Source organism: Neorhizobium sp. IRS_2294 (assembly GCF_050500145.1).
Taxonomy (GTDB): Bacteria; Pseudomonadota; Alphaproteobacteria; order Rhizobiales; family Rhizobiaceae; genus Neorhizobium; species Neorhizobium soli.
In genome coordinates this window covers 1,555,928-1,565,723 of sequence record NZ_CP191439.1, presented here as the reverse complement: position 1 = coordinate 1,565,723, position 9,796 = coordinate 1,555,928, and the positions used below count along the sequence as shown (strand labels likewise).

The window sequence follows — 9,796 nt, the reverse complement described above, 5'->3', positions numbered from 1 at the left end:
TCCGGACCGCCTGCTGGCTTTCGTCGCCAGAAGGCCGCGAGGGTCGCGGTCACACCGACGAAGGAGCATCCCGATGAGCGAGCACGACGACAGCTACGAGCCGCATCACGAATCATCCCCCACCGACCACGTCCTCTCCGAGCTTCAGCTTTATGGCTACCGTCCCTTCGCGGACGAACCCGACGGAAGGCCGCTGCCCGAAGGAAACCACGTCGCCGGCGCCATCGCCGATGTCTTCGACGCCCTGATCGTCACCCTGGAAGACACCCGCCTCGAGCCCGACCTCGACGATCTCCTCTGGTCGACCGTCAACGTCTTCCACCGAGCCACCGACCGGATCGAACGCGAGCTGGACGACAATGAGCAGGCGCAGCGCCGTGGGCAACGCGAACAGGATGGCTCCGAGGTGAAGGCCGTCGAGCTGGAGCGCCTGACGGCCGAAGGGCAGACGATGATCGAACGTCGCAACGCCTTCGAGCTGATGCGCGACCAGGCCGCCGAGCACTACGAACGGCACACCGGCTCACCCTGGCGTCCCCGCAGCGGATCGATGGTCAACCATCGCAACCTCACCTCGGCAATGATCGACAGCCGCGACTTCCTCGCCGCGAAGAAGCGTGCCGACAACGAGGTTCTGCTTCCGGCCGGTCCTAAGATCGCCGTCACCGGCGGGCTCGATTTCAACGATCACACGCTGATCTGGGCCAAGCTCGACCAGGTCCACGCCAAGCATCCCGACATGGTGCTGATCCACGGCAAGTCACCGAAGGGCGCTGAGAAGATCGCCTCCCGCTGGGCCGACCATCGCAAGGTGCCGCAGGTCGGATTTGCTCCAGACTGGACCAAACACGCCAAGGCCGCTCCGTTCAAACGCAATGATCAGATGCTCGACGTCCTGCCGATCGGGGTCATGCACTTCCCGGGCACCGGCATTCAGGACAACCTCGCCGACAAGGCGAAGAAGCTCGGCATCCCAGTCTGGAAATTCGGCGGCGCTTAAGCGCCGCCCTTACGTTTCTCTGCATTGATGCCATCCCGCAGAAGCGCGTTGGCGTATTCTCGCAAAGCCGCTTTCAGTCCGGCTTGCCTGTCACTGCTATCCGGGCGGATCGCGCATAGTGCGCGAGCTCAGTATCGCTCTCGATCAGCGCATCGAGCAGCGTCTTCATATCCGCCTGGTCGGAGGAAGACTGAAAGGGACCCGGCTGACGTTCGATGGCCAACACGGCGATCGCGAGAGCCTTCTTCACGAGATGCAGATCTCTACCTGTGAACTCCGCCATTGGCCCTCCCTCGCGACACCACGCCTGCCGTCGGCAGAATATCTTAGATCCTCGTCCAGCGGCACTTGGCTGGAGCAAAGCAGAGTAAGGTTCGAGGCCAGTAACGTTGGTCTCCTTACACGAGAACCACCCCCGCCTTTCAGCGCTGATCCTTGGTTCAGCCGCAGACTTGTCGCCATCAACCCATAAAGGGTCGGCTATGCGAGCATGCCGCCGCTGCGGCTGCGCCTGCGCGGTGATTGCAGTCCACGGCCGAACACTTCGGGCGCCTGTCGGCGGGGGATGGTCCCCCGCTCCAGCAGGAGCCAAGCAAATGTCCCTCAACGACGCTCACGCCTTCGCCTTCAGCCTCGCCACAACCCTGATGGCCGCCATCGTCATCTTCCAGGCCGGAGACGGCACCCTGTCGGTGGCTCCCGCCAGCGAATACGACGGGGACGCCTCGGAGATCATCCATGAGATCGACCCCTTCGCCCCGTAACCGGCGCGATCCGCTGCCGGGCGGAGATCCTCAGCGATTTCCGCTCCCGGCGCGGACGCATTTCGGCTACAGTTGCCATGTGCCGTGGTGGTGGTGGAAGGCGCGACCGTCAGACCAATCGTCACGGAGTCCACCGCCATGATCATTCTCGCAATTCTCGCCTCGCTCGCCGCTATTGCCGCGCTGTGCTGGCTGCTGTTCACTCTCGCCGTCTTCGCATTGCCGGCCTTCGTCGGCGTGACCGTCGGCGCTTGGGCGCACGGCACCGGCGCCGGCATCGTGGGCGCCATTCTTGTCGGCTTGGTCGCTGCGGCGATCACTCTTGCCATCGGCAACCTCATGATCGCGTTCGTGCGACCCATCTGGCTGAAGCTGCTTGTCGCCATCGCCTTTGTTGCCCCGGCCGCGCTCGCCGGCTTCCATGCCACCCACGGCATCGTCAAACACCTCATGCCGTCCGACGGTTGGCAGATGGCCTTCTCGATCATCGGCGCGATTGCCGTTGGCATTACCGCCTTCGTGCGGGTCGCCGGGATGGCGACGGCCCCCGCCCCATCCGGTCCGGGCCTCGCGCGAGCCTGACCACATTCAGCGCCGATGCGACGGACCAAAATCACGTTGGCGCCAACGCCTCCGCAGTCTGAGGCGCGTGTGGCTGGAGCGTGGAGCGAAACTCGACGCTAGACCCTGCGCACGACCCCGCTGAAGCGCTCCGGGGCAACTGCATCGGCGTGCGCGACCTGCTACCGGGCGTCACGATCCCTCCGATAGCGGCGACGGCGAGGATGCAGCGCGACTTGCCTGTACGAGGGAGCAATCGCCAGGGGGTCCGCATCAGCGCCGGTATGCCGATGCAGGGTGGCCGCCATCGCATCCGTTTCCTGACCGTGCCTCAACCGCTCCAAACGGCCTCTTCAATGGCCTGATCTGGCCGAAGGCCGGCTGACGCCTCGATCGCCTATGACGCAACAGCGGCGTCGAACTTTCTTCCCCTGCCGGCTGCGCCGCCATTCCTCGCGGGACAAGAAACCCCTCCTTAGCTGTCCAGCCCCTTCGGGGTGCGCCGTCGATCGCCTCCGGCCAACCGATCGCCATCGAGGCCGCAATGGTGCGGGCTCGAATACGGAAAAACGGAGACTTACCATGGCGACCATCGGCACCTTCAAGAAGACCGTCTCGAACGAGTTCACCGGCGAAATCGTCACCCTCAGCGTCCAGGCCAAGGGCGTGCGCATCGTCCCCGACACCCGCGCCACCGGCGAAAACGCTCCGAGCCACCGGGTTCTGGTCGGCCGTGCCGAGATCGGGGCCGCCTGGACCAAGCGCTCCAACGAGGGCCGCGACTATCTGGGCCTCAAGCTGGACGACCCTTCGTTCAACAGCCCCATCTACGCCAACCTCTTCGACGACGAGGACGCGGACACCTACTCGCTGATCTGGTCCCGTCCCAACGGGCGGCGCAGCGACTGAGGACCCGCGTCAGGCCCCGGCCGGAAGGCCGGGGCCTTCGCATTCTCGAACGACCGAATCAGGCAGCGGCTTCGACACCGGCAGTCCGCTCGCCGAGGGCGAAATTGCTGGAATTCAGAGGCGAGAGCGACTATTATAGTCGTAGTTTTAGCGTGCGCGTAGGACCGTGTGGGAGGTGATCATGCATGATCACCGCCCGACAATTTCGGGCCGCACGCGCGTTGCTGGGTTGGACACAGGAGACGCTCGCGGACAAGGCCCGGGTCTCATTGACCGCTCTCAAGCGCCTCGAATCCCATAGCGGGCTGGAGGTGTACGAGACGACTCGCGATGAGGTGAGACGAGCTTTCGAACGCGCCGGCATCGTCTTCCTGAACTCCGACCAGGGCAAGGGAGTGCTGTTGGTCGATGCTAAGAAAGACGCCTGATTTTCCGGCTATCGCGGCAACGCGACGACGTCGCGCATGTGTTGCCCGCTTCATCATTGCGATCAAATCAGCGTTAACAATGTTTCCCGGAATGGATAAACCGCGTCTTCGGGGGATGTTGTGACCAAGACGGACTTTCTCGACCAGCCACCGGGCGGCGCGGCGCTGACGGCCTACGATCGGACGCATCTAAAGCTCTACGCCCGTCTGCTCGATGCCGAGGCGCAAGGGGCGGATTGGCGAGAGGTGGCTAAAGTCCTCTTCGACCTCGAGGCCGATCGGGACGAGCCCCGCGCTCGGCAGGTCTACGACGCACATCTTGAACGCGCCAGATGGATGACGCAGGGCGGCTTCTGCGAGTTCCTTGGCTCCCGCGCGCACTGAGGTGATGCGGAACGCGCATCACCTTCATCCACCTTCGTTATTCCCAAGCCTCATTCAACTTGGAATCGTGCCCCATGCATAACTCGCGTTGCGTCTTATTGCGCGGAGGCGGTGGAGGATGTCCGAGGACGAAAGCTGGCGGTCTGAGGCCGCTTACGATTACATCGATGCGCTAACGCCCGGTGATCTTGCCTGGGAGTTTCTGCGGCGCAACCCAGACTACAGAAAATCCTATCGGGAGCTGATAGCCGTCGGGCGCTTGAGCGAGAGCGCCGCGCGCGAGTTTGCCGCCCAATGGGGGTTGCGATTTCGTCGCCGACCCGCGCAACTCGGCGCTCATCCAGCCGATCTTCTGGACCCCGCAAGTCGATCCGGCTGCGATCATCCTGACGACAGGCCCAGCGCCCGATGGTCCCCCGTTCACCGCTGAAGATGTGCACGCCCATGTAATCCTTCAGTATGACGAGGCGCTCGTCCGGCTTGAGATGCGACGCGAAAGCTTTGACGTCGCGCTGACCGCATTGTCCAGCCGCCAAGCGCTCGCCGCGCTTCTCATTCTCGATGATCTGCTGCCGGACCGCCTCACCGCTTTGGCGCGCTTCTGGGCCGCCATCAAGAACCGGCGTGCGCCCGCCGACCCCCGAGTCACGCCGCAGCGCCAGCGGCGCGCTCGCCTGATGCTCCGCGTCGTCGACGCCCGTGTCGCAGGAGCGAGCTACCGCCAGATCGCCGCGCAGCTCTTCCCGAACCTCAAACACGACTCGGCGACTTGGGTCGAGAACCCTGTCCGCGAGACGACGGTCCGCCTTGCCCGGGACGGCCTGGCGTTCGTCCGTGGCGGCTACCGCAAAATCCTTCGGCTTCCGCGTCGCTCGCGATGACACGCCCTCGGTGTCGAAAATAACTTCCTAATTCCGTTCCTGTCGAACGCGCCGGCCTCCCGCCACGGTGCTCGCAACCCGCCGCTCGTTCGCAGCGGCAACCAGCGAGCACACGGAGGTGCGATCATGGCCGAAATAGCCGCCAGTATTCCGCAGCGCTATCTCAGAACGCAGGAAGCCGCGCGGTTCCTCGGCCTATCCGAGCGCACGCTCGAAAAGCACCGTACCTACGGAACCGGCCCGACCTATCGCAAGCTTGGTGGTCGCGTCGTCTATGCGGTGGAAGACCTCCAGGCCTGGGCGGACCAGGGTCTCGTGACCTCCACCTCCGATCCACGCGCAGGCACTGTTCTGCCCGCCAAGCGTCAGCCGAAATCTCCCGCCACCGCCGGCGGGCGCTTTCCGCGCTGAGACGGCGCGCCATGCCGTCCCGCCACCAGCATCGCGATGAGCGTGCGCAGCTCGATCTGTTCCGGGCGCTGCCCGGCGATCTTGCGCCCCGCGATGCGCAGGACCTCATGGCCTATCCATTCTTCTCGCTCGCCAAGTCGAAGCGCCTGGCGCCGATCGACTTCAAGGCAGGCTCGGTGAAGATTCGCGTCGAAGCCGTCGCCGAGCACGGCATGGCGACGATCTGGGACGCCGACGTCCTGATCTGGGCCGCCTCGCAGATCGTCGAAGCACGCGACCTCGGCCTGCGGCCGTCGCGCCTAATGGCGACCACTCCCTATGAAATCCTCAACTTCATCGGTCGTGGCGTGTCGCTGCGCGATTACGACCGCTTGAAGGCCGCACTCGATCGGCTTCAGTCGACCACGGTGGCGACGTCCATCCGTCAGCCGACCGAGCGGCGGATGCACCGCTTCTCCTGGATCAACGAGTGGAAGGAACGCGCCGATCACCGAGGCCGCCCGCTCGGGCTCGAACTGATAGTCCCCGACTGGTTCTACGGCGCCGTGCTGGACGACGCGCTCGTACTCACGATCGACCGAAACTACTTCGGCCTGACCGGCGGGCTCGAACGCTGGCTCTACCGCCTGGTGCGCAAGCACGGCGGTCGCCAGGAGTTCGGCTGGAGCTTCGACTTCCCGCATCTCCATTCGAAGTCCGGCAGCCTCTCGCCGCTCAAGCACTTCGCCTACGACCTCCGCGACATCGTCAAACGCCAGCCGCTCCCCGGCTACCGCCTGACCATCGAGCAGGGCGTCGGCGGTCCGGAAATCCTCTCCTTCGTGCCGACCGATCCGGATGCCCTCGGCACCCCGCGCCGTCGTCGCCGGACCAAATCTCACCCTGGGGATAAGCTGTGAATAGTGTCGTGCTATCAGGGACCGGCACTATCGTGCCATCGGGGACTGGACTCTCGTGCTATCGGGGACCGGAATCGTCGATTCCTCGCGCTGAATCAGCAGCTTGCGAGCCCCGTAACTTATCTAACCTAGATTCCTACGGAATCTTTCTAACGCAACGGCCGTTTTCGGCCGCTGTGGACGAGTCCCCGATCGCCGGGAGACCGTCATGATCGTCGCCCTCCTCAATCAGAAGGGCGGCGTCGGGAAGACGACGCTCGCCCTCCATCTCGCCGGCGAATGGGCTCGCCGTGGACAGCGTGTCACGCTGATCGACGCCGACCCACAGGGCTCGGCCCTCGACTGGTCGCAACAGCGCAGCCGGGAGGGGCTGGAGCGGTTGTTCGGTGTCGTCGGCCTGGCCCGCGACACGCTCCACCGTGAAGCGCCGGAGCTGGCCCGCGACGTCGACCATGTCGTGATCGACGGCCCGCCCCGTGTCGCGGGGTTAATGCGCTCGGCGCTTCTCGCGGCCGATCTCGTGCTGATCCCGGTGCAGCCGTCGCCGCTCGATGGCTGGGCGTCGGCCGAAATGCTGGCGCTGCTCGGCGAGGCCCGCATCTATCGCCCGCAGCTCGCCGCGCGCTTCGTGCTGAACCGGTGCGCTGCCCGCACGATCCTGGCGCGCGAGACCGCCGAAACGCTGGCGGATCACGACCCGCCCTTGCTCTCGACCACAATCGGCCAGCGCATCGTCTTTGCCGACGTTGTGCAGACCGGCCGGCTCGCCGCCGAGCAGGACGAGGATTGCCCTGGCGCGCGCGAGATCGCCGCGCTCGCGGCGGAAGTCGCGAGGATCGGCGCATGAGCGAGCGGTCCCCGAAGCGCAGCTTTGCGGCGCGTCCCGCCGATCCCGAAAGCTGGATCAAGGCGCCCGATCGCCACGCGCCCCGCGGCCAGCCCGCCGAGGATTTCTCGGCCCGGCTGACGATCGACGTAACCGCCGACATGCGGGGCCGCATCAAGATCACCGCCTTCCAGCGCGGCCAGACCGTCGCCGACATGCTGCGCGCGCTGTTCGAGCGCGAATTCCCACCCCCGTCAGGAGAAGGACAATGACCGGCCTTGTCGCCGCGCCAAAACGCGTCGGCCGTGCTGCCGCCGAGCCGCCGCCCGAAGCGTTCACCCAGGTCGAACTCGTCTGGATCGAGAAGCAGACGGAGCACTGGGTCCGCTTCGGTCGCGAGCGGCGCGAGCAGATCCTCGACCGCCGCCGTCGCATCCTCTTCTTCCCTCCCGGCAGCGTCCTCGCGCTGGTGCGCTGGGCGGGGAACGAACACGGCACCGTGGTCTCGCGCCTCGACATCCTACGCACAGTCGAGTGCGATGCGCCGTGTCAGACGGTCCCGACCGTGACGCCTGGCGCAGAGGTCCTGCTGCACGTCGATGGCTGGCCAAAGGTGGAGCGCATGCTCCAGTTCATCGACGCCATCGAAGCGCGCGGCATCGATCCGATCGAGGTTTCGCCGGACCATTGGCGCCATGTCCACAACCGAATGACCGTCGGCGAAACACCGCGCGCCTATGGTCCGCGCCAGCATCGCGCCTTTCTTCTGCGTCGGGAGATCGGCGCATGACCCGGCTTACCTACGCCATCGTCACTACGGCGGCCGTCTCGCTTATCGGCGTGGCTTCGATCGCTTCGTTCGCGCCGCGCCTGATCTGGAACGCGTCCGCCAGCACGCCGGTCGGCTTCTACACAATCGGCGACGTGGGCGCGCTCGACGTGACCGATCTGGTCGCCGTCGACGCACCCGAGCCGCTCGCAACCTTCCTGTCCGATGGCGGCTACCTGCCACGCGGCGTGCCGCTCCTGAAGCGCGTCGCCGCGGTCCCGGGACAACGGGTTTGCCGGACCGGGCTCGCCATCACGGTCGACGGCGTGCCGATGGGCGACGCGCTCGATCGCGATCGTCGCGGGCGCCCGCTGCCCGTCTGGCAGGGCTGCCGGTTGGTCGCGAACGGCGAGCTGTTCCTGATGAACTGGCAGGTCCGCGACAGCCTCGACGGTCGCTACTTCGGGCCGCTCCCGGCCTCCGCCGTGATCGGCCGGGCAACCCCTCTCTATACCGACGAGGACGGCGATAGCCGCTTCGTTTGGCGCGCGCCGACGCGGTGACGGCGCGCCCATGACCCTATCCACCGCAATATGAAGGAGACGACCCATGCCCGTGATCGGTCAATTCATTCGCGAAAATGATGGCTTCATCGGCCACCTGACGACGCTGTCCTTGCATCAGGACATCATCATCGTCGCGGCCGAGCCGTCCGATGCCGAGAACGCGCCCGACTACCGCGTCCATGTGCTCGACACGATGAGCAACGAGACCGGCGCGGAGATCGGCGCGGGCTGGAAGCGCACCGGCGAGAAGGCCGGCGACTACGTCTCGCTGCAGCTCGACGATCCGACCTTCGAACATCCGATCCGCGCCAACCTGTTCCAGTCGGCCGACGACAAATCCGCCTGGGGCCTGCACTGGAATCGCCCGCCGAAGCGCGGCGAGCGGGACTGAGCGATGCCCGCCGCGCGCATCAAGCCTGTCGTCGGAGGGAGGATCGCCCTCCGACGTGCAGCCCTCTTTCTCCTTTCCGGCCTGATCCTCGCCGCACCGGTCGCGAGCACTGCCCACGCCCAGCAGACGCCGGTCGAGCGGCCATCACGCAGCGATCCATATGGCCCTTACATCGCCGAGGCGGCGCAGCGTTTCGGCGTTCCAGAGGCATGGATACGCGCCGTCATGCGCGTCGAAAGCGCAGGCGATGTGCGCGCCATCTCTTCGGCCGGCGCAATGGGCCTGATGCAGATCATGCCCGCCACTTGGTCCGAACTGCGCGTCCGGCATCGGCTCGGCGGCAATCCCTACGATCCGCGCGACAACATTCTGGCCGGCGCTGCGTATCTGCGCGAGATGCACGATCGCTACGGATCGCCCGGCTTCCTGGCGGCCTACAACGCGGGTCCGGGCCGCTACGAAGAGTATCTCGCGGGCCGCCCATTGCCGGCTGAAACGCGCGCCTATGTCGCCGCGCTTGCCCCCGTTGTCCGCGGCGGTGACCTCGCCGGCCCCGTCGTTGTGGCGGCGGCCGATCCGCTCGCCTGGACGCGGGCGCCGCTCTTTGTCGTGCAGTCGGCTGGCAGTGGACCTGCAGCGCCGGTGCAGTCTGAGGGCGAGCCAGACGCGACGACGGCGGCGGCCCCGGAGCGCGATCAAGGCCCGGTGGCTTCGCGCACCGATGGCCTTTTCGTCGCGCGCAATGTCCCCGGTGGTCCGCGATGACCGCGTTCGCACCCGTTCGCATTGTGGCGTGTTCTGGCGGACGAAGGGCGGTCTGGAGAGGAGGAGCCGACAGCACAACCGCACGATGGCGAGATAAAAGCCGGCGATGTGCGGCTTGGTGCGGTCGTGTGTTTTCAGGGACTTATGGCGCATCTGCGCGAGGTGCGCCTGATCGGCGCAGCCTGCGCATTCGCCATTTCGCCAAAGAATTCCGCGCGATTGCGCGATGTGCGGGGCCTCGA

General features: G+C 65.9%; 17 protein-coding genes. 16 read left to right on the top strand and 1 reads right to left on the bottom strand.

Features of this window, described 5'->3' with window-relative positions:
• Positions 1-73 precede the first annotated feature (73 nt).
• Positions 74-1,000 (top strand): DUF2493 domain-containing protein, encoded by a 927-nt coding sequence (locus ACQY1K_RS07595; protein ID WP_037520527.1) that lies wholly within the window; start codon positions 74-76, stop codon positions 998-1,000.
• Between the two features lie 73 nt (positions 1,001-1,073).
• Here ACQY1K_RS07595 and ACQY1K_RS07590 read toward each other — a convergent pair whose 3' ends face one another.
• Positions 1,074-1,283 carry a hypothetical protein gene (locus ACQY1K_RS07590; protein WP_037520529.1) on the bottom strand — a complete coding sequence of 70 codons (210 nt, stop codon included), beginning with the start codon at positions 1,281-1,283 and terminating at the stop codon, positions 1,074-1,076.
• A gap of 313 nt (positions 1,284-1,596) precedes the next feature.
• On the opposite strand from ACQY1K_RS07590, the gene ACQY1K_RS07585 reads away from it, so the two are divergent.
• The 15 genes from ACQY1K_RS07585 to ACQY1K_RS07515 all read left to right on the top strand — a co-directional run bounded on the left by ACQY1K_RS07585 (position 1,597) and on the right by ACQY1K_RS07515 (position 9,554).
• Positions 1,597-1,764 carry a hypothetical protein gene (locus tag ACQY1K_RS07585; RefSeq protein WP_170828631.1) on the top strand — a complete coding sequence of 56 codons (168 nt, stop codon included), beginning with the start codon at positions 1,597-1,599 and terminating at the stop codon, positions 1,762-1,764.
• A gap of 138 nt (positions 1,765-1,902) precedes the next feature.
• Positions 1,903-2,346: a hypothetical protein gene (locus tag ACQY1K_RS07580; protein ID WP_037520530.1), complete on the top strand. Its 444-nt coding sequence runs from the start codon at positions 1,903-1,905 to the stop codon at positions 2,344-2,346.
• A gap of 561 nt (positions 2,347-2,907) precedes the next feature.
• Entirely contained in the window at positions 2,908-3,234 is a 327-nt protein-coding gene (locus tag ACQY1K_RS07575; protein WP_037520531.1) for a DUF736 domain-containing protein, read from the top strand.
• A gap of 185 nt (positions 3,235-3,419) precedes the next feature.
• Positions 3,420-3,662 (top strand): helix-turn-helix domain-containing protein, encoded by a 243-nt coding sequence (locus ACQY1K_RS07570; protein ID WP_037520532.1) that lies wholly within the window; start codon positions 3,420-3,422, stop codon positions 3,660-3,662.
• A gap of 120 nt (positions 3,663-3,782) precedes the next feature.
• Positions 3,783-4,046 carry a DNA -binding domain-containing protein gene (locus ACQY1K_RS07565; RefSeq protein WP_037520533.1) on the top strand — a complete coding sequence of 88 codons (264 nt, stop codon included), beginning with the start codon at positions 3,783-3,785 and terminating at the stop codon, positions 4,044-4,046.
• Positions 4,047-4,164: 118 nt separating this feature from the next.
• Complete coding sequence (locus ACQY1K_RS07560) at positions 4,165-4,476, top strand: transcriptional regulator domain-containing protein (RefSeq protein ID WP_234791947.1); 312 nt, start codon at positions 4,165-4,167, stop codon at positions 4,474-4,476.
• Positions 4,385-4,927, top strand: a complete 543-nt coding sequence (locus ACQY1K_RS07555; RefSeq protein WP_394092743.1) for a DUF2285 domain-containing protein — start codon at positions 4,385-4,387, stop codon at positions 4,925-4,927. The genes ACQY1K_RS07560 and ACQY1K_RS07555 overlap by 92 nt, the downstream gene beginning before the upstream one ends.
• 126 nt (positions 4,928-5,053) lie before the next feature.
• Positions 5,054-5,338: a helix-turn-helix transcriptional regulator gene (locus ACQY1K_RS07550; RefSeq protein ID WP_037520534.1), complete on the top strand. Its 285-nt coding sequence runs from the start codon at positions 5,054-5,056 to the stop codon at positions 5,336-5,338.
• A gap of 11 nt (positions 5,339-5,349) precedes the next feature.
• Positions 5,350-6,237 (top strand): replication initiator protein A, encoded by an 888-nt coding sequence (locus ACQY1K_RS07545; protein WP_037520536.1) that lies wholly within the window; start codon positions 5,350-5,352, stop codon positions 6,235-6,237.
• A 208-nt stretch (positions 6,238-6,445) separates the two neighbouring features.
• On the top strand, positions 6,446-7,084 hold the full coding sequence (parA, locus tag ACQY1K_RS07540; RefSeq protein WP_037520537.1) for a ParA family partition ATPase: 639 nt from the start codon (positions 6,446-6,448) through the stop codon (positions 7,082-7,084).
• Positions 7,081-7,335 (top strand): hypothetical protein, encoded by a 255-nt coding sequence (locus ACQY1K_RS07535; protein ID WP_037520539.1) that lies wholly within the window; start codon positions 7,081-7,083, stop codon positions 7,333-7,335. Before parA ends, ACQY1K_RS07535 begins: the two co-directional genes overlap by 4 nt.
• Positions 7,332-7,853, top strand: coding sequence for a DUF2840 domain-containing protein (locus tag ACQY1K_RS07530; RefSeq protein ID WP_037520540.1), 522 nt, complete (start codon positions 7,332-7,334; stop codon positions 7,851-7,853). Before ACQY1K_RS07535 ends, ACQY1K_RS07530 begins: the two co-directional genes overlap by 4 nt.
• The gene (locus ACQY1K_RS07525; protein ID WP_037520543.1) at positions 7,850-8,395 is read left to right on the top strand and encodes a S26 family signal peptidase; all 546 of its coding nucleotides are present in this window, start codon (positions 7,850-7,852) and stop codon (positions 8,393-8,395) included. Before ACQY1K_RS07530 ends, ACQY1K_RS07525 begins: the two co-directional genes overlap by 4 nt.
• A gap of 46 nt (positions 8,396-8,441) precedes the next feature.
• Positions 8,442-8,789 carry a DUF736 domain-containing protein gene (locus ACQY1K_RS07520; protein WP_037520546.1) on the top strand — a complete coding sequence of 116 codons (348 nt, stop codon included), beginning with the start codon at positions 8,442-8,444 and terminating at the stop codon, positions 8,787-8,789.
• Between the two features lie 3 nt (positions 8,790-8,792).
• Entirely contained in the window at positions 8,793-9,554 is a 762-nt protein-coding gene (locus ACQY1K_RS07515; RefSeq protein WP_051886771.1) for a lytic transglycosylase domain-containing protein, read from the top strand.
• Positions 9,555-9,796: the final 242 nt, after the last annotated feature.